This is a genomic window from Amycolatopsis sp. BJA-103 (assembly GCF_002849735.1).
Lineage (GTDB): Bacteria > Actinomycetota > Actinomycetes > Mycobacteriales > Pseudonocardiaceae > Amycolatopsis.
The window spans coordinates 2,877,827-2,896,630 of the sequence record NZ_CP017780.1 but is presented as its reverse complement, the minus strand read 5'-3'; the positions used below and the strand labels follow the sequence as shown (position 1 = coordinate 2,896,630).

At 68.3% G+C, this 18,804-nt stretch carries 20 protein-coding genes; 12 read left to right on the top strand and 8 right to left on the bottom strand.

Translation table 11 applies throughout. From position 1 onward, the window contains the following. Positions 1–572: 572 nt before the first annotated feature. Together BKN51_RS12440 and BKN51_RS12435 are read right to left on the bottom strand one after the other, a co-directional pair. Positions 573–950, bottom strand: a complete 378-nt coding sequence (locus BKN51_RS12440; RefSeq protein ID WP_101607796.1) for a hypothetical protein — start codon at positions 948–950, stop codon at positions 573–575. 10 nt (positions 951–960) lie between these two features. Continuing rightward, a complete protein-coding gene (locus BKN51_RS12435) occupies positions 961–1,494 on the bottom strand; it encodes a TetR/AcrR family transcriptional regulator (RefSeq protein ID WP_217359068.1) in 534 nt (177 codons plus the stop codon). A 97-nt stretch (positions 1,495–1,591) separates the two neighbouring features. Here BKN51_RS12435 and BKN51_RS12430 point away from each other — a divergent pair, with 97 nt between their 5' ends. The 10 genes from BKN51_RS12430 (at position 1,592) to BKN51_RS44210 (ending at position 10,015) form a co-directional block, all read left to right on the top strand. Beyond that, on the top strand, positions 1,592–2,806 hold the full coding sequence (locus BKN51_RS12430) for a saccharopine dehydrogenase family protein (protein WP_101607794.1): 1,215 nt from the start codon (positions 1,592–1,594) through the stop codon (positions 2,804–2,806). Between the two features lie 150 nt (positions 2,807–2,956). Further along, on the top strand, positions 2,957–3,559 hold the full coding sequence (locus BKN51_RS12425; RefSeq protein WP_101607793.1) for a TetR/AcrR family transcriptional regulator: 603 nt from the start codon (positions 2,957–2,959) through the stop codon (positions 3,557–3,559). A 140-nt stretch (positions 3,560–3,699) separates the two neighbouring features. Continuing rightward, positions 3,700–5,151 carry an alpha/beta hydrolase gene (locus BKN51_RS12420; protein ID WP_101607792.1) on the top strand — a complete coding sequence of 484 codons (1,452 nt, stop codon included), beginning with the start codon at positions 3,700–3,702 and terminating at the stop codon, positions 5,149–5,151. A gap of 93 nt (positions 5,152–5,244) precedes the next feature. Continuing rightward, entirely contained in the window at positions 5,245–6,438 is a 1,194-nt protein-coding gene (locus BKN51_RS12415) for a sensor histidine kinase (protein WP_101607791.1), read from the top strand. After that, entirely contained in the window at positions 6,435–7,094 is a 660-nt protein-coding gene (locus BKN51_RS12410) for a response regulator (protein ID WP_101607790.1), read from the top strand. Before BKN51_RS12415 ends, BKN51_RS12410 begins: the two co-directional genes overlap by 4 nt. A 27-nt stretch (positions 7,095–7,121) precedes the next feature. Continuing rightward, the gene (locus BKN51_RS12405; protein ID WP_233223295.1) at positions 7,122–8,303 is read left to right on the top strand and encodes a sugar ABC transporter substrate-binding protein; all 1,182 of its coding nucleotides are present in this window, start codon (positions 7,122–7,124) and stop codon (positions 8,301–8,303) included. Between the two features lie 49 nt (positions 8,304–8,352). Beyond that, positions 8,353–8,871, top strand: coding sequence for a MarR family winged helix-turn-helix transcriptional regulator (locus BKN51_RS12400; protein WP_101607789.1), 519 nt, complete (start codon positions 8,353–8,355; stop codon positions 8,869–8,871). 9 nt (positions 8,872–8,880) lie between these two features. After that, a complete protein-coding gene (locus tag BKN51_RS44220) occupies positions 8,881–9,219 on the top strand; it encodes a hypothetical protein (protein WP_233223297.1) in 339 nt (112 codons plus the stop codon). Positions 9,220–9,379: 160 nt separating this feature from the next. Then, positions 9,380–9,574 (top strand): cytochrome P450, encoded by a 195-nt coding sequence (locus tag BKN51_RS44215; RefSeq protein WP_233223310.1) that lies wholly within the window; start codon positions 9,380–9,382, stop codon positions 9,572–9,574. Positions 9,575–9,685: 111 nt separating this feature from the next. Then, on the top strand, positions 9,686–10,015 hold the full coding sequence (locus BKN51_RS44210; RefSeq protein ID WP_233223317.1) for a cytochrome P450: 330 nt from the start codon (positions 9,686–9,688) through the stop codon (positions 10,013–10,015). Between the two features lie 9 nt (positions 10,016–10,024). Here the strand turns inward: BKN51_RS44210 and BKN51_RS12390 are convergent, their stop codons facing one another. Then, a complete protein-coding gene (locus BKN51_RS12390; RefSeq protein ID WP_101607788.1) occupies positions 10,025–10,435 on the bottom strand; it encodes a DUF6228 family protein in 411 nt (136 codons plus the stop codon). Positions 10,436–10,536: 101 nt separating this feature from the next. On the opposite strand from BKN51_RS12390, the gene BKN51_RS12385 reads away from it, so the two are divergent. After that, a complete protein-coding gene (locus BKN51_RS12385) occupies positions 10,537–11,535 on the top strand; it encodes a glycosyltransferase (RefSeq protein WP_101613187.1) in 999 nt (332 codons plus the stop codon). Positions 11,536–11,572: 37 nt separating this feature from the next. Here BKN51_RS12385 and BKN51_RS12380 read toward each other — a convergent pair whose 3' ends face one another. The 5 genes from BKN51_RS12380 to BKN51_RS12360 all read right to left on the bottom strand — a co-directional run bounded on the left by BKN51_RS12380 (position 11,573) and on the right by BKN51_RS12360 (position 17,881). After that, entirely contained in the window at positions 11,573–13,201 is a 1,629-nt protein-coding gene (locus BKN51_RS12380) for a carboxylesterase/lipase family protein (RefSeq protein WP_101607787.1), read from the bottom strand. Between the two features lie 226 nt (positions 13,202–13,427). Further along, on the bottom strand, positions 13,428–14,237 hold the full coding sequence (locus tag BKN51_RS12375; RefSeq protein WP_101607786.1) for an endo alpha-1,4 polygalactosaminidase: 810 nt from the start codon (positions 14,235–14,237) through the stop codon (positions 13,428–13,430). Positions 14,238–14,308: 71 nt separating this feature from the next. Further along, entirely contained in the window at positions 14,309–16,483 is a 2,175-nt protein-coding gene (locus BKN51_RS12370; protein ID WP_101607785.1) for a xanthine dehydrogenase family protein molybdopterin-binding subunit, read from the bottom strand. Further along, positions 16,483–17,442 carry an FAD binding domain-containing protein gene (locus BKN51_RS12365; protein ID WP_101607784.1) on the bottom strand — a complete coding sequence of 320 codons (960 nt, stop codon included), beginning with the start codon at positions 17,440–17,442 and terminating at the stop codon, positions 16,483–16,485. Before BKN51_RS12365 ends, BKN51_RS12370 begins: the two co-directional genes overlap by 1 nt. Continuing rightward, positions 17,429–17,881, bottom strand: coding sequence for a (2Fe-2S)-binding protein (locus BKN51_RS12360; protein WP_101607783.1), 453 nt, complete (start codon positions 17,879–17,881; stop codon positions 17,429–17,431). Before BKN51_RS12360 ends, BKN51_RS12365 begins: the two co-directional genes overlap by 14 nt. A gap of 223 nt (positions 17,882–18,104) precedes the next feature. Here BKN51_RS12360 and BKN51_RS12355 point away from each other — a divergent pair, with 223 nt between their 5' ends. Then, positions 18,105–18,680 carry a TetR/AcrR family transcriptional regulator gene (locus BKN51_RS12355; RefSeq protein WP_101607782.1) on the top strand — a complete coding sequence of 192 codons (576 nt, stop codon included), beginning with the start codon at positions 18,105–18,107 and terminating at the stop codon, positions 18,678–18,680. The last annotated feature ends 124 nt before the right edge of the window (positions 18,681–18,804 follow it).

The window sequence follows — 18,804 nt, the reverse complement described above, 5'->3', positions numbered from 1 at the left end:
CGGCACCTGCTCGCGAAGTCCCGCCGCGACATACCTTTCCAAGTAGTCCAGGTGGGCTTCGTGATACGCCCAGAGGGTCTCTCCCCTGCACGGGGTTTGCAGCCACAGCTCCAGACCGCGATACCGGGGAACCGCCGGAACGGACCAGGACCACGTCGACGACACGGGCAGCTCGGTCGCGGTCCGACAGCCGGGGCAGGACACCGGCAGGGTGCGCGGCTCGGCACGCCGCCATCGCTTTCGCCGCTGCGTCACAGACTGCCCGCAGTTCCGGCAGCGGCCGTGAGCACGGAACTCCACCTGGCCGATCGAGGCGCCCGGGTGTCCGTCCACTTTGGCATAGCCGCATCCCGTGCAGCTCACCCGCGAGTAAGACGCCACCGCCTGCCCGGTACATCGTGGGCAGCGCACCAGGACCGACCCCGTTAGCAGGTAGCTCAGGGGTTCATCGCGATCAGTGAACCTGGTGGACATTTCGCCACTCTGGCATACCGAGTTCGGCCCGGACCACCGCTTATTCGGAGGGAGTCGTGAGTGGCGTTTCGGGTTCTAACCCGAAACGCCACTCACGACTACCAGAGCGTGGACGGTCCCGAGACGACCCAACCGGCGTCGACAGGTTTGACCCAGAAGCCCAAGGCCACCTCGATCGTCTGCTCTCGGAAGGAGATCTCGACGTACAGATTGCTGCCGGAGTCACCCCAGGCGAAGCTCCCCAGGTCGAGCTCGCCGAGCCAGGACGAGTCGCGTTCCCACTCGCCGGCAGCGGGCTCCGAATCAAGGCTCGCACCGAAGGAACCTGCCCAGAGCGATTTGAGCACGTGCTTGACCGACGTGTGATCGACGAGTTGTTCGGCCTCAGGGATCTTTCCCTCCCGCAGGAGGCCGAAGTAGCGACGAACAACGGCTTCGACGTCGGTCTTGGCAGGCGGCTCCATCCAGATCTTCACCGCCGAGACACTAGGCGCCGAGGGTGGTGAGCAGAGTCCGGGCGGCCTGCTGCGCCTGCCGTCGCCTCCGGTCGTCGTCGACTCCCTGCAACTGGAAGTACCAGTGCGCTTCCACCAAGCAGGCCAGGGCGTAGGCGACCTGCTCGACGCGCTCGGCGTCGGTGTCCGGGTACGCGAGGCCGAGCTGTCGCTCGATCTCGGGTAGCCATCGGCCGGTCCACAACTCGTGCAGACGCTGCCGGACGGTTTGGTCCCTGGCCGCCTTGGCGACCAGTTCGGCCCAGATCACCAAGTCCTCGCGGCTGCGGTAGGTGCCGGGTTCGAACAGCCGGTCCAGCCGCGCTTCGATCGGCTCGCACTCGGGCCCGTCGCCGCCGACCATGCGATCGCCGTACTCGGCGACGGCAGTGGTGATGAAAGAGGCCATCAGCTCGTCGCGGCTGCCGAAGTAGTGCAGCACAAGGGTGCGCTGCAGCCCGGCCGCCGCGGCGACGTTGGCGATGGTGATGCCCGCCAGTCCGTCGCGGGCCACGACCGCCGTCATGGCCCGCAGGATTTCTCCCATGCGTTGACGAGCCTTGCTCGGCCGCCCTACTTTATTGACTGACACGACAGTAAATATATCAGCGGGGAGCCGAGGCATGCGAGTACTGGCACTGGGCGGCGCCGGAGGCATGGGCAGGTATGCCTGTCGTGTCGCGGCCGGCCTTGAGCAGGTCACCGATTTGACCGTGACCGACCTGGACGGCGGCCGCGCCGAACGCGCCGCGGCCGCCACGGGGCCCGGCGTGCGCAGCCTGGCCTTGGACGTGACCGACACTCCGGCATTGCGGGCGGCTCTCGCCGATGCCGACGTGGTGCTCAACACCGTCGGGCCGTTCTTCCGTTTCGGGGAACCGATCCTGCGCGCCGCGATCGATGCCGGATGCTCCTACCTCGATATCTGCGACGATTGGGAGCCGATCGCCCCGATGCTCGAACTGGACGCTCTCGCCCGTTCGGCGGGCGTCACCGCGGTGGTCGGCATCGGCGCGAGTCCAGGGATCACCAATCTGCTCGCCGTTCTCGCCGCAACCCAGCTGGACTCCGTGGACGAGATCATCACCGGGTGGAGCCTTGAGGCAGCGCCGCCCGAAGCGGCCCCCGACGGCAAACCCAGCGCGGCGGTGGTGCACGGCATCCAGCAGGTCACCGGGACGATCCGCGTCACCCGGCACGGCCGGGCCGTCGACGAACGCCCGCTGCGACCGGTCCGGATCGACTATCCCGGCGTCGGACGACGAACCGTGCGGACCTTCGGCCATCCCGAGGCACTCACGCTCCCGCGCATGTTTCCCGGCACGACGAGCGTCAATGTCGCCTTCGCCGGGCCCGGCGTGATGACGGCGGTGGCCGCGATCGGTGCCGCCGTGGACCGGGGCATCCTGTCACCACACCGGGCCGCGTCGATCATCGAGCGGGCCGAACGCGTGCTGCCGAGCACCTTCGAACGGACCTTGGGGCCCAGGCGGCTGCCCCCGATCTTCGCGCTGGCCAACGGAACCCGTCACGGACGGCCCGCCGCGGCCGGGTGCGCGCTGGCGCAACTACCCGGTACCACCATGGGGGAAGTAACCGGGATTCCTCTGGGCGTCGCGCTCGGACTGCTCTCGAGCGCCGAACCCGGCGTGCACACTCCCGAGAGTTCGCTCGCCCCAGCGGATTTCTTCTCCGCGTTGGCACCGTACTGCCTCGGCTCACCCGACCCGGACGACATGGTCGTGACCACCCGGTCCTGGGATCCCGCACCGGAGCAGGCACTTCGCACGGCCTTCGCCAACGCGCGCGCGGTATTGGCGAGAACTGCGACAGCGTGACCGTCGCGGGCAGGCGGTCAGGTCCAGTCGCTCACCACCCGCCTCGGTCTCCAGTCCGGCCCAGCCCAGCCTACGCACCCCGCATCTCGCGCTCCTTCGTCTTCGGGTCACCGTCGAATTTAGCGTACGTACGTACGCTATTCTCAAGACATGTCACCCCGACGCTCAGCGGCCGACGCGCAGGCCACCAAGAGCCGGATCCTTGTCCGTGCCGCCGAGATCGCCTCCGAGGAAGGGCTGGACGGCATCACCATCGGTCGGCTCGCCGAGGAACTGGAGATGAGCAAGTCCGGCGTGCACAAACACTTCGGCACGAAGGAGACGCTGCAGATCTCCACGCTGGACAAGGCGTTCGTGGACTTCTGGCACCGGGTGGTCGAGCCCGCGCTCGCCGAGCCTCCCGGTCTTCGGCGGCTGCGCACGGTCTGTGCCGGCTCCGTCGGCTACCTGGAAGAACCCCTGCTGCCCGGCGGCTGCCTGATGACCGCGGCGCTCACCGAGTACGACGGCCGTCCCGGCCGCGTCCGCGACGCGGTGGCCGAGGTGTGGTCGCGCTGGCGAGGGCAACTGAGGGCGGACCTGACCGCGGCAGTGGAGAACGGCGAGCTCCCCGCCGGATTCGACGTCGACCAGGCGCTGTTCGAGATCGTCGCCGCCGGACTGGCCCTGAACGCGGCCATGCAGCTCCAGCACGACCGAGCGGCCGCCGGCCGGGCACGCCGCGCGATCGAACGGGCCTTGAACCAGGCCTAGTCCTTTTGACCGGTACGAAAACGGCCCGGAACCGTTCTCAGGCTCGATGTGCGATCACCCTCCGATCAACAGAATGGGATTCACTCACAGCTCGTGGCCGGTCACCGGTCTTCGGGCGACGTTCGAAGGAGGGGTATCGGATGGGAAAGACGTGGTCCATCGCGCTCGCGATCGGCGTCCTGGGGACAGGGGTGCTCGCCGGGGTACCGGCGGGAGCGTCGCCGGGCGGGGTGCGGTGGGGTCCGTGTCCGGCCGACTCCGCCGCACCCGGTCTCGAATGCTCGACGATCAAGGTCCCGCTGGACCACAAGGACCCCGGCGGCCGTCAGATCGACGTCGCCATTTCTCGGCTGGCCAGCAAGAACCCCGAGAAGCGCCGAGGTGTCCTGCTGACCAACCCGGGCGGACCGTCCCCGGGGCTGAAGTTCCCGGCCGAGCTGGCCGCGGCGAAACTTCCGCAGAGCGTGCTGGACAGTTACGACCTGATCGGCTTCGATCCGCGCGGCCTCGGGCACAGCACCCCGGTGACCTGCGATCTGACACCGGAGCAGCAGGCGGTGGGCAACGTCCCGCCGTACGCGCGCAACGCCGCCGACGTGGCGAAGCGGGCCGAGCAGTCGAAGGCCATCGCACAGCAGTGCGTCGCCTCGAAGACCTCCTGGATGCTGCCGCACATCAGCACCGCCGACACCGCGCGCGACATGGACCGGATCCGCGCGGCGCTCGGCGAGGAGAAGATTTCGTTCGCCGGCTACTCGTGGGGCACCCACCTCGGTGCCGTGTACACGACGCTGTTCCCGCAGCGCGGCGACAGGATCATCCTCGACAGCAACGTCCATCCGGGCGGCTGGGACTACGCCAACGACAGGCTCTACGCGCAGGGCTTCGACGACCGCTTCCCGGACTTCGCGAAGTTCGCCGCCGCTCAGGACGGGACCTACCACTTGGGTTCCACTCCCGAACAGATCACCGCCAAGTACTTCGAGCTCGCCGGGCGGCTGGACAAGAAACCCGCGCAGGACGTCGACGGCGCGGCCTTCCGGATGCTCACCTACGGCTTCCTGTTCAGTGACGCGGGAATGCCGCTGGTGGCCAAGATCTGGCAGGCCATCGACACCGGCCAGCCACTCCCGCCGCTCGGCGGCGGCAACGTGTCCAATGTGGACAACCTGATCTCCGGTCGCTACCACGTGATCTGCGCCGACTCACGCTGGCCACGGTCGGTGGGCACCTACCAGGCCACCGTCGCGCTCGACAGGCTCCGCCACCCGATGTTCGGCGCCGCCGGGGCCAACGTCCAGCCTTGCGCGTTCTGGCCGTCGCCCACCGAACCGCCGGTGAGGATCGGTGACCGAGGCCCTTCGAACGTCCTCATGCTGCAGAACCAGCGAGACCCCGCGACGCCGCTGGTCGGCGCCGAGCGCCTGCGCCAGGCGTTCGGAGACCGGGCCCGGATGGTCACCGTCGACGCGGGCGGGCACGGCGTCTATCCCTACCTCGGGAATCACTGCGCCGACACCGCGGCGACCACGTTCCTGACCACGGGACAGCGCCCGGAGCGCGACCTCGCTTGCGCGGCCGAGCCCCGTTGATCGCCGGGTGGTGGCGGACAGTCGTCCGTCACCACCCGTGGTTCCGGGGCATGATGATCACCTGAACGCCCGACGAAGCAGGAAGGACAGCCGGTGCTCCCGACCACCACCGCGCGGCCGGTCCGTGGCCTGGTGATCGCCGAGTTCGTGGTCTTGGTCGGGTTGAACCTCGAACAGCTGCTCCGGCGGCTGATCCCGCGCGGCCCGGCTCCTCCGGGAGAGATCTTCTATTTCGCGGCGGGCGTGGTGATCGTCGTGCTCGCACTGCTGCGGCGCCGCTTCCCGGAGCGAACCGCGGCGCTGGCCGGCGCGGCGATCGGGCTTTCACTGGTCTGCAGTGCCGTGGGCTTCCTCGGGAAACCCGCCGCGCAGATCGACGGTGATCCCGAGATCCTGGCGTTGATGCTGCTGACCGGAGCGGCCTGTCACCGGGTGTCCCGCGGTCTCGCCGGCGTGCTCGCGGTACTCAGCGGCCTCGCGATGGCAGCCGCCCCGGTCCTGCGGTACGGCGACTCCTCCACGACGCTGACCGTCGCGGTGCTGTGGGCGTTGCTGTGGGGCGGAAGCATCATGATCGGCCTGATCCTGCGCGACGGCGACGCCCGTCGCGAGGCCGCGCTGGTGGCCGCGCGGGAACGGGAGCGGCTCGAATTGGCGAGAGAGCTGCACGACTTGGTCGCCCATCACATCACCGGGGTCGTGGTGCGGACGCAAGCCGCCGGCGTGGTCCTGGCCGACGGTCCCGAACATGACCTGATCAAGGAGATCGAGCACGCCGGCGCGGAAGCCCTCGCCGCGGTACGGCGCCTGGTCATGATGTTGCGCGACCCCGGGCACACGTCGCCCGTCGTCGCGAGGGACCTGGTGAGGACCGTCGAAGCCGCCGCAGGCGAGCAAGAAGGCGTCACCCTGCGGCTGGCACCGGGGTTGGCGGACCTCGCGATCGCGCCGGAAACGGTGTCGACCGTCCACCGCGTGGTGCTCGAGTCACTGACGAACGTGCGCAAGCACGCGGCGGACGCCCGCGTCATCACCGTCACGGTCGAGCCCGCCGACGACCAGCGCTACCTCCGGGTCGAGGTCGTCAACGACGGGCTGCGGCCAAGCCGCGCACGCCGATCGGCCGGTGGCTACGGGCTGATCGGGATGGGCGAGCGGATCGCGGCACTCGACGGGAGGCTGTCCGCCGGTGAACACGGCGAGCGCGGCTGGCGGGTCCTCGCCGAACTGCCTCTCCCGGGTGGAGCGGCGGCGGCCCGGCCCAGAGAAGGAGGCTCGGCCCAGTGACGCTGCGAGTCCTGCTGGCCGACGACCAGGCCATGGTGCGCACGGGGTTCCGGCTCATCCTGGAGCGCGTGCCCGGAGTCGAAGTCGTCGGCGAAGCGGAAAACGGCGAGCAGGCGGTGGCGCTGGCTCGCGAGCTCCGCCCGGACGTCACGCTGATGGACATCCGGATGCCGGTGATCGACGGCCTCACCGCCACCCGGCAACTGGCGGGCCCCGACGTGAAGGACCCGTTGCGCGTTCTGGTCGTCACCACGTTCGACCTCGACGAACTGGTGCACGAGGCGCTCTGCTCCGGCGCCTGCGGATTCCTCCTCAAGGACGCCGGTCCCGGCCTGCTGGTGGAAGCCGTGCACGCGGCCGCGAACGGCGAAGCCCTGGTGTCGCCGTCGATCACCACCCGGCTGCTCGCCCACTTCACCGGCTCCCCGATCCGGCGTCGCGCCCGCCGCCCCGACCCGGCCCTGAGCCAGCGCGAACTCGACGTCACCCGGGCCATCGCACGCGGTCGGACGAATGCCGAGATCGCTACGGAGCTGACGATCTCCCTGTCCACCGTCAAAACCCATCTCGCGTCGATCCAGCGCAAGATCGCGGCTCGCAACCGCACCGAGATCGCCGTGTGGGCTTGGGAATCCGGTTTGGTACGCCAAGTGTGACGTCCGGCCGGGCGCTGTTCGCACGGTATGAGCAAACGGTTCGTCCTCATCATGGAAACCAACGGTCATCGGGCACATAATCGCTGCCTGTTTCCGTTTGCCGGAGGGGGAATCACCGTGAAGTTGCTGGACCGCGATCGCACGCCGGTGCGGTTCACCGTCGTCACCTCGGTTGCCGGTGGTCTGGTCCTCGCCGGAGTACTCGCGGTGGTCCGGAGCGACGCGATGACAGCGAAGGTGCCCGCGTGGTCTGTCCTGGTCGTAGGCGTGGTGGTCGCGGGTCTTCTCCTGCTTCACCGGACACGGTGGCCTAGGCGCACCCGGCAAGCCTTCCTGGTCACGTCCGCTTTCAGACAGAAGTACTGGGTCGCCGGTTTCGTGCAACGTATGCATGGCGTGCTGGACCGCAACGGCATCGACCTGGTGTTGAAGGTGCCCGATCGCGACTATGACGCTGCCGCCCAGGCACACCACCTGCGCAGGATTCTGGCCGCGCGCCGGGCTTACATCGGCGGGATCGTCGTCGCGACCGAAGTCCAGCGGTTGAGGCTGGATCTCGTCGAGTTCTGCACGGAGTTGGCCTTGCCGGTGGTTTTCACCGATGTCGAACCGTTCGACGACGAAGACCAGTACCCGCGCAACGCCGTTTTCGTCGGATACCTCAGTTCCGATCTCGGGGCACTCGCGGGTCGCTGGCTGGCGGCGTACCTGCGAGAGCGAAGCAGTCGGCGGCCTCATGTGCTGATCGTGGCGAGTCGGCAGCACCAAACGCGGCAAAGTCACTGCGCGACCGTTCTACAGGCGGAGCTGCCTGAGGTTTCGATCACCGTCAACGACAGCTGCGCCTTCAACCGGCTCCGCGCCCAGGACGCCGTGCAATCCCACAGTCGCGCGCTCGCTTCGCGACATGGCCGCCTGGACGCGGTGTTCTGCACCAACGACGAGATGGCGCTGGGCGCGGTCGACGCGCTTCGAGCGTCGACTTCGCCGGTCACGACGGACACCGTGATCATCGGAGTGGACGGTACGACCGAGGCCCGAACGCTGATCGACACCGGCACGAGCCCTCTTCGGGCGACTGTCGTCCAGGACTCTCATTGTCTTGCCGAGAGCGTCGTCGATGTCCTGGAGAAGATGTGTAAGCGACGCGAGGCGATCAAGCGCACGATTCTCGATCCAGAGGTCTACGAGACCAAGCAGCGGTCGTAGGACGCGATCAGCTCGCCATTTACATCGTTTTAGATGTATCTTTTTCGATATGAAAGCCGGTGAGCTGTACCTGCTCGGCAAGCACCTGATGGAGCTCGCCTCCCACGGCATGCGCGACGACGCGGATCCGGAAGTACCGGAGATCGACCTCGTGCTCATCTCGGTGATCGTCGAAGCACCGGACATCTCGATCAGCGAACTGACCGCGCGCACCGGTTTCGCGCAGAGCCACGTATCCACCGCCGTCGCGAAACTGCGAGAGCAAGGTGCCCTGCGCACACGCCCGGATCCCGCCGACCGTCGCCGCACCCTGGTCACCCCGGTCGACGAACTGATCACGGCGGTCGCGCAGCGCCAGCAGCGTGACGCCGAACAGGTCCTCGCCGCAGCACTCGCCGAGCTCGAGCCGGAGGCGGACTCGGTCGCGGACCGCGCCGCGCGATTGGTCAAGGCCGCCGACGAGCTGTACCGGCTGCTCACCGACCGAGCGCTCAGGGTCGGCGAGGGCTCGGCGCTGATGCCACTGCACTCACTGGCCGGAGAGGCTGCGGCCAAACCGAAGAAATAGGGGGATCACATGGACTATCCGTTCGCGGGCACCGAACCGATGCGCTGCCCGGTCGAACACACCCGGCGGCAGAACGAGGAGCCCGTCGGCCGCGTACATCTCGCGACCGGCGAAGACGACTGGCTCGTCACCCGTTACGACGACATCCGCGCCTTGCTGGCCGACCCGCGATTCCAGGTGTGGATTCCCGGTGTCCCCGAAGACGGCGACGGGGGCCTGCTCTTCACGATGAACGGGCAGGAACACGCGCGGCTCAGACGCATTGCCGCCAAGGCTCTCACCCGCGGCGGGTGGAGCAGCTGCGTCCGCGCGTGGAAGCGCTCGCGGAAGATCTGGCCAAGAAGCTGATAGCGCAGGGACCGCCGACGGAAGTGCTGGACGGATACGCGATCCCGCTCGCTCTGTCGGTACTCAACGAGCTCCTCGGTGTCCCACCCGCGGCTCGTGACGATCTGCGGGCCTGGGCGGACGGCATGCTCGCGGTGTTCACCGCGCCGAGTATCAGGACATGGCCGAAGCCGCCCGGAGACTGGGCGGCTACCTCGCAGAACTGGTCGAGGCTAAGCGCCACGATCCCGGTGAGGACCTGCTGACCGGGTTACTCCAGGCGCGGGACGACAACGACGACGCGCTGAGCCCGGAGGAGGTCACCCAGCTCGCCTTCTCGGCGGATACGTTCCGTCCGCGAACGCCCTGGCCCTGATCGTGTTGCGGCTCGCGGCCGAACCGAACTCCCCCGCGATCCCGCGTCGGTACCCGAGTTGATCGAGGAACTTTGCGGAAGGACCAAGGCTCCGCAGCCGACCAGGGACGGGTGGCGATCGAGGACGCCGACATCGGCGGGGTACCGATCCGCGCGGGAGAGTACGTTCTCGCACCCCTGCGCGCGGGCAATCACGACGCCCGCCGCTTCCCCGAACCGGCGCTGATCGATCCCGCTCGGGCGCGCGGACATCTCACCTTCGGCCACGGGCCGCACCGTTGCCTCGGCGCGGCGCTGGCCCGGCTGCAACTGCAGACCGGGGTCACCGCATTGCTGGCGGCCGCTCCACGCCTGCGCCTCACGGTGCCGATCGAGGAACTCGTCTGGCGGCGGATGTTCCTGACGCTCCAAGGCCCGGTCGCGGCGCCGATCGACTGGTGACCCATCGCGTTACTCGACTCCAAGGAGTGCCGCGAGATCATCGGCGACGGCGCTGAGTTGTTCACCCGCGTCCACCGTGAAGGTCGCTTCGGCGCGCCAGCCATCGGGATCGGACGCTTCGGCCAATTCGACGACCAGGCAGACTCGGCTTCCGAGATGTCGTCCCACAATCCGGAGATCGTGCTCGAGAGACTCGTAAACACGGTCACCTGCCCACCCGTGCCAGTTCTCCGCCATTCCGGCGAAGAACTCGACGAGATCGTCAAAGCCCACGGCGTAGTGAGACGCCACGGTCTTCTCGGCACGTAGTCCGGTGTCGACGACCTCGACGCCGACAGACCAGATCTCTCCTCCGGCTCCGCGGACGACATCACTCAGGACGAGGGCATGTCCGTCCAGGCCGATCACCACCTGCTTCACCCGCCCATCATGGCAAACACCCCAGATGAGGTACTGTCACCATCAGATGATGTGAACATCTGATCGGAACATCCCTTCGACCCCGAGTGGAACTGATCCGCATGCGCGTACTCTTCGCCGCCCTCGCATCGGTCGGCCACACCTACCCGCTGATCCCGCTCGCGGTCGCCGCCAGGGAGGCAGGGCACGAGGTGCATTTCGCCGCGGGCGAGAGCGTTCACCCGCCACTGCGCAGAAACGGGCTCCGGCCCTTTCGCCCCGCGGATTCGTTCTACGAGATCTACGCCGAGGACCTCGAACCGGAACTGGCACGGCTTCGACCTGACCTCGTCGTGCACGAATGGGGATTGCCGGGGGCTGCCGTCGCCGCGCGATGCGCCGGAGTTCCCAGCCTCTGGCACGGGTTCGGCCGCATGTTTCCCGACGGGATCGGACTCCAGGTGCCCACCGGCGGACCACACCTCGACATCTGCCCACCGTCTTTGCAGGACAAGGACTTCCTTGCGACGACCGAGCGCATCGAGCTGCGACCGGTTCCCTATTCCGAACCGGCATCTTCCCCGTGGCGCAGCGACACCACTTCGCGACCACTGATCTATCTGACGCTCGGCACCGCCTTCGGCACGCCGGAGGTGCTCATGACCGCCATCCGGGGACTGGCAGCGCTCGGCGCGCGGATTGTGGTCGCCTCCGGACGGGTTCGCCCCGAGGAACTGGGCGCCATACCGGACAACGTCACAGTACGGCCTTGGGTATCGCAAGCGGAGTTGTTGCCGCATGTCGACGCTGTCGTGCACCACGGCGGCAGCGGTACGACCCTGGGCGCGCTCGCCGTCGGCCTCCCGCAGCTGATCCTCCCTCAAGGCGCCGACCAGTTCGCCAACGCCGATGCACTCAGCACCGCGGGCGCCGGACTGGGCCTCCTGCCCGGTGAGGTGAGTGCGGACGCCATCACCGAAAACACTCGGAAACTGCTGCCGCACCAGGGAAAAAGCAGTCATCGCGACGCCGCCCGCACGATTGCCGAAGAAATCGCCCGAATGCCCTCTCCTGACGAAGTGGCCCGAGAACTGCCGAAATCGGCGTTGTTCAAGCCGTAAACCGGCGTATTCCCACTTGCTCGAAATCCGACGACGACTATCTGCGTCCAGTGAAAGGCGTCAGCGGGTTCCAGAGTTCGCATTTGTGCTGGCGAGGGATCTCGGTGGTGAGTTGACTGTCTCCGGCGGCGTTGAGCGACATGACGACGGGATTGTCCTCGGTGTAGGGGTCCCAGCGCGGCGTGCCGTCCACCGTCGGGTCACCGGTACGGGCGAATCCCGTCCACTGTGCGACGAGTTGGTCGGACAGCACCTGCTGATTGGGATTGAGCTTGACGCCGTCCGGGAGCAGCAACAGCCATTCGGCGATGTGGTAGGCGCCGTTCGGTTTCGTGGGGTCGACGAAGAATTGTGGCGGCACGTCCGTGGCGTCCATCTGATAGGCGTAGACCGGGATGTGCCGCGCCAGCCGTTCGTTGTTGAGCGCGGAGGGGCACACCGAGTTGGAGTCGGCCACGATCGTCCGGAAGGCCAGGAACGGGGCCGGTACGGGGAAACGCGCCAGCGGATACGTCCGGCGGACCGCGGCCGCGTGCTTGCCGTACTGCTGGTCGACCAACCGGTCGTAGTCGGCCGGGGTCGAGGCGGAAGGCAGCTGGGTCTCGTCTCGGGCCACGCCGTGCATCAGCGCCACGTCGTTGACGCGCCCGGTGGCGAAGGCCTCGCCTGGCGACATCGGCAACGTCGTTCCGTTCACGATCGGCGCGATCGTTCCGCTGTCGGGTTCCCTCCCGTGACCCGCCTGTTCGAGCAGGGTGGCCGCGGGGGCACCGCGCAGGCACGCTGCGGCTTCGGCCGCGACGCCGCAGCCCACGGCGGTGGCGAAGCGCGCCCCGGCGCGGTGGGCCTGTTTCTCGGTGGGCAGTTTCGCCTTGCAGTCCTGCGCCTGCCACACGGTGTCCACGCCGAGCAGCGAGTTGTACTCCCCACTTTCGCTGATACCGCGGTGGAACAGCCCTGCCGAAGCGGGCGACGTGGTGTGGGCGCAGACGCTCGAGCCGCCCGCGGAAGCGCCGTAGATCGTGACGTTGTGCGGGTCGCCGCCGAACCGCGCGATGTTGCGCTGCACCCAGCGCAACGCGGCTTGCTGATCCTGGAGCCCGTAGTTCCCGGCATGGGCACCGAACGCTTCGTGCGCCAGGAAACCGAAGATCCCGAGCCGGTAGTTGACCTCCACGCTGATGACGTTGCCCGCCGTCACCAGACGGCTCGCGTCCTGCGGCTTCCACAGCAGGAAACCGCCGCCGTGGATCTGGACCATCACCGCGAACGGCCCGGGTCCCGCCTTGGCGGGTACCCGGACGGTCAGGTTGAGGCAGTCCTCGTTGTCCGAGCCCGGACCGGCACCGGCAGGCTGCGCACACTGGTTGCCTTCCGCGGTCGCGGCGAACGGTTCGGTCCACGGGGCGGGCCGCCTTGGCGGCTTCCAGCGCAGGCTGCCGACCGGCGGTGCGCCGTAGCGGATCCCTTGCCATGACCTGACTTCGGGGCCGGCGACACCGCACACAGGGCCGTCGTCGGTCACCACCGCGGTGCCCGGCGAGCAGGCAGGCGCGGGCAGCTCCGCCCTGGTCAGATCGCTGGCCATGGAAGCCGAGCCGGCCAGTGACATCACCAGCACGACGACAGCCGCCAAGGCGGTGGCCATTTTCCGGTCGAGTCTCATCCGTCCTCCTTCACCCCCGCCCGGCCGAACCGGCCGATCGGAAGATTCGCGGCACACGAGTGACATCGACGCACCGAACAACGGTTCGGCGGCCCGGACACGACGACGACAGTGCCCGCCGATCTCCAGTCTGGCCACGGCTCTGGAAGGCGCAACCTCCGTTCGGTCGCGCTGGAATGGTGAAACTACCGGGGAAAATGGTCTTTCAGCCGGGGATGGGAAGGGGTTAGCAGGTCTTGCGGAGGTAGCCGGACGCGCTCTCGGGGACGACGTCGCGGTCACGGCGGACGATGCTGAGCGAATGGCCCCAACGGGCGCACGCGTTCGCGAGGCCCGTCTCCGTGTACTCGATGACGATCACGTCGTCGCCGAACGACGAAACGTACTCGTCACAGTTGTCCTGCTCTCCGCACTCTTCGGCGACCGCGAAGTCGAGCCCGTTCGCCTGCCGGTTCCGGGCCAGTTCAGAGGTGTTCTTCTGCCCGATCGCGAGGCCCTTTTCGTGGGCATACGCGGAAAGCAAGCGAATGTAGGCCTGAGCGTCCTCATCGGACAGAAGGCCTTCGGAGCGGGTGAAACTGTCGTAGTTGTCCGGCTCGATCGCCCGGTAGCCCTTGGCCGCGCACTCGTCGGTCCACGCGTTCGCCTTGGCCGCCACCCGCCCGCGTTTGTCCGCGGTCCGGAGGTCGAGCAGGGCTTCGCCCCAGTCTTCGTCCATGACGACGTCGCCGTTCGCGTCGCGCAGCAGGAGGTCGCCCCACTCCCCCTCCGCCCCGGGCTGAGCCTGGAACGCGTTGACGTAACAGACGTTGTACAGGCCCTCGGCGGGGTCGACGGTGTGGTCGCGGCTGACGACCCCGACCCCGGGCGGCGGCGGGTACGCGCCGCCGATCTGGTAGTCGAAACCGGCCTTCACCGGTGGCGGCAGGAAGCCGCTCGCCGAGGCCGTGCAGCCGCCGACAGCGACGGCGCACAAGGCGGCCCCGGCGAGCAGGACGCCGCCGATACCGGGATTCCCCTTGCCGAAGCCGCTCAAGCCGCCACCTGCTCTCCACCCGCTGGTACTGTTGGTGGAATCTAGCCGACGGCTTGAGCTGCCTATGCCCCCTACTCGTCGAGAAGGTCCTCGATCTGGATGGGGATGTGCCGGACCCGGATGCCGGTGGCGTTGTGGACGGCGTTCGCCACGGCCGCCGCCATCCCGACGGTGCCGATCTCGCCGATTCCCTTCGCGCCGACCGAGTTGTGCAGGGTGTCCGGGTACTCGACGAAATGGACGTCGACCTCGGGGATGTCCGCGTTCACCGGGATCAGGTAGCTCGCGAAGTCACCGTTGGCGAATCGCCCGTTGGCCTCGATCTCCAGCCCCTCGTGCAGAGCGGCCGACACGCCCCAGATCATGCCTCCCATGATCTGGCTCCGCGCCGCCGTCGGGTTGATGATCCGGCCGGCGTCGAATACGCCGAGCATGCGGGACACCCGGATCTCGCGGGTCCACTTGTGCACGCGGACTTCGCAGAACTGGGCGCCGAACGAGCTGAACGAATGCTTCGTCAGCTCCTCGCCGGGTGCCGACGATCCGGTCACGGAGATCGACGGGCGGTTCAAGGCCCGCAGGAGCTCTCCGAAGGTCATCGACCGGTCTCCGGCCAGCACCCGGCCGTCCGCGTAGGAGACGTCCATGCCGTCGAACGGCGCTCCCGGGGCCGACGCCACCGCCAGCAGGTCGTCGATCGCCTTCGCCGCGGCGATCATGATGGCCGTTCCCGCGCTCGCGGTGGCCGTCGAGCCACCGGACATGCCGCCGGGCGGCAGTGCGGAGTCACCGAGCTGCGGCACCACCCGATCCGGCGAGATGTCCAGTGATTCCCCGCCTACCAGGGAAAGCACGGTCAGCAGGCCGGTTCCCGGATCCGCCCCGCTGGTCGCGACAACGGCCGTGTCGTCGGACCGCAGGGTGATCCCGACCGTCGCCGGGAAACGCAGAGCGGGGAACATGGCCGTCGCCGTGCCGACACCCACGAGCCAGTCTCCGTCCGCCCGTCCCTGGGGCGAGCGCTCAGACCAGCCGAACCGCGCGGCGCCGACCCGGAAGCATTCGTCGAGGTGCTTGCTCGACCACTGCAGATCCTTGCCGGGCGGCGCGGTCGAGTTGTTCCGCTGGCGCAGCTCGATCGGATCCATGTTCAGCGCGACCGCGAGCTCGTCGATCGCGCTCTCCAGCGCGAAAGATCCGGGCGCCTCGCCGGGCGCCCGCATGAAGGTGGTCGGCGGAACGTTCAGCGGCACCATCTTCTGGCTGATGGCCAGGTTCCGGGTGGCGTACCACTCGCGTGAGGTGCCGTGCGACGTCGGCTCGACGAACGACCGGTCCATCGGTGTGCTGCACCAGGAGTCGTGGCGCAGCGCGTTGAGGGTGCCGTCGTGCTCGGCCCCGAGGGCGATCTTCTGTACGGTCGCGGCGCGGCCCGCGGTCGCGGTGAAGACCTGTTCCCGGCTGAGCGCGGCCTTGACCGGCCTGCCGAGGACCCGGGCGGCGGCGGCCGCCAGGAACGCAGGCGTGGACGTGCGGCCCTTGCCACCGAACGCCCCGCCCACGAACGGGTTCACCGCGTGCACTTCGGACGGTTTCGTGTCCAGCGCGCCCGCGAGTTCCGCGGCCTGGAGATCGGATCCCTGGTTTCCACTGTGGATCGTCAGGCCTTCTGGACCCCACACCGCGACCGCGGAATGCGGTTCCATCGCGGCGTGGTTCTGGGTCGCGGTGGTGTACGTGGCTTCGACGACCACGGGGCTCTCGCCCAGCGCGTCCTCGATGGAGTCGACGCCGGGCGCGAGAACCGCGAGCGACGGTGGTGAACCGTCCCTCGCCGCCGGTGCGTCTTCGGCCGTGGCGAGGCCTTCCTGCAGCGACGTCAACGCGGGACGGGCCAGGTAGGAGACCTCGACGAGCATCGCGGCGTCGCGCGCCTGTTCGTAGGTGTCGGCCACCACGAAGCCGATCGGCTGGCCGTAGTAGGCGACTTCCTTGTCCTGCAACGGAACCCAGGTCTCACCCATGAACATCGTGACCGGGGTCCGCAGCTCGAGCGGGTCGAACGGCGTGTACACACCAATTACGCCGGGAGCACCCCGTGCCTCCGCGACGTCCATCGCCTCGATCTCGCCATGGGCGATCGAGCTGGTCACGACATACCCGTAGGCCATTCCGGGGAAGGTGTGGTCCGCCCCGTATTCGGCCTGGCCGGTGACCTTCAGCGGCCCGTCCACCCGGCTGGTCATCAGCGGCTCCCCTCGGTCAGTTCGAGCAGCGCGCGGACGATGGTCCGCGGCAGCAACGACGTTTTGAATCCGTTAGCGGCCAACGGGCGCGCGTTCTGGACGGCCAGCGCTGCGGCGTCGTCGAAGGCGGAGACGGTCGCCGGTGCGCCGCGCAAGGCCGCCTCGACCTCGGGCAGCCGCCACGGCACGGTGGCCACGCCGCCCACCGCGACCCTGGCGTCGACGATGCGCGAGTCCTCGACGTGCAGCGCGACCGCGGCGGAGCACAGCGCGAACTCGTAGGACTGCCTGTCGCGCACCTTGACGTACGTGGAGTTCGAGGCCCAGTCCAGCCTGGGGACCACGACCTCGGCGATCAGCTCGCCGGGGCGCAGGTCGTTCTCCACCTCAGGGGTTTCCCCCGGCTGCCGGTAGAAGGAGCCCAGCTCGACGGTGCGGCTACCGGTGGCGCTCACCAGGCGGAGCCGCGCGTCGAGGGCGACCAGCGCGACGGCCACGTCACTGGCGTGGGTCGCCACGCACGAGTCGCTGGTGCCCAGCACCGCGTGCATCCGGTTGGCACCCGAGATCGCCGGGCAGCCACTGCCGGGATCCCGCCGGTTGCACGGCATGGCGACGTCCCGGAAGTACGAGCAGCGGGTGCGCTGCATCAGGTTTCCGCCGATGCTGGCCATGTTCCGGATCTGCTGGGAGGCGCTGAGCAGCAGGGCACGGGAGATCGCCGGGTACACGCCGGGGTGCCCGGCGATGTCGCTCATCCGCTCCAGCGCGCCGATCCGCAGCCCGTCGGCGGTGTCGATGCCGCGGAGCGGGACCGCGTTGATGTCCAGCACCTGGTGCGGTGTCAGGACATTGAGTTTCATCAGGTCGACGAGTGTGGTCCCGCCCGCCAGGAAGGTGCCGGGTGAGGCGACAGCGGCTTCGACGGTCTCGGGGGCGATCAGCTCAAAGGGACGCATCGGCCCGCCTCGCCTGCTCGACCGCCGCGATGATGTTCGGGTACGCCGCGCACCGGCAGAGGTTGCCGGACATGAACTCGCGGACGTCCTGGACGTCCTGCTCGACGGCGGCGACCGCCGACATGATCTGTCCGGACGTGCAGAACCCGCACTGCAGGGCGTCCTGGTCGACGAAGGCCTGCTGCACCGGATGCAGTCCATCCACTGTGGACAGTGCTTCGACCGTGGTCACCGGCTGTTTCACGGTGGCGGCCAAGGTGAGACAGGAGAGCACCGGCCGTCCGTCGACGTGCACCGTGCACGCGCCGCATTGCCCGCGGTCGCAGCCTTTCTTCGGCCCCGTGACGGCGAGCCGCTCACGCAGCGCGTCCAGCAGTGTCACCCCGGGATCGACACTCAGGTGTTCCGTCCTGCCATTGACTTCGAGTGAGATGTCCACTGGATCTCTTTCCGCAGATCGTCAGGACCGAGCGCCCGACGGCGTAGGTTGAGGTGGTGGGAGTCCGTCCGAGAGGTGTAGCGGATATTCATCCGCTTCATTTTTCAAGCTAGCGGATTACAATCCGCTTCGCAATGTCGGTACTCGCCCCTGGAGTCACTCCAGGTCCCCCGGGTTCCTCGGCTACATTCACGATGAACGGGATCGGCGGACGGGAGGGACGATGACGACGGGATCGGTCAATCCCCGGCGCGCGGACACCCGGCGCAACCACGAACGCATCCTCGTCACCGCGGCGAAGTCCTTGGCCGGGTCGGGCGAGGTCTCGTTCAACGCCATCGCGAAGCAGGCCGAAGTCGGCGTCGGCACGGTGTACCGGCACTTCCCGACCCCTGAAGCACTCATCCTGGCGGTCTATCAGCGCGAGGTGCGCCAGCTCGTCGACGTCGTGCCGAGCCTGCTCGAACAGTACGCGCCGGAGGAGGCCTTCCGCGCGTGGACGACCGACCACCTGGCCCACTACATGATGACCAAGCGCGGGCTGGCCGACGCGCTGCGCTCCGCGACGGCCTCCCGAGGCGAACTGCCGGCTGGCGCCTACGAGTCCATGGTCGGCGCGGTTGCCACACTGCTGGAGGCCAACGTCGCCGCCGGCACCGTCCGGCCGGACCTGAAGCCCGAGACCGTGCTCCGGAGCCTGGGCGGCCTGCTGTACCTCGACCCGAACGGCGAGTGGCGGCGCGACGTCGCGAGTCTCGTCGACCTGCTGTGGCGAGGGATGGGCACCAGCCGGGACTGAGCGACACCTTCGCCGACTTCAAGGTCGAGCGGTGGCCTTCGTGGCGTGGTTCTGGACTGACCTGCGGACGCCAGTCGTTCCGAGTATCCACAGAGGACACTCGTTGGCAGCTGAATGCCCGATT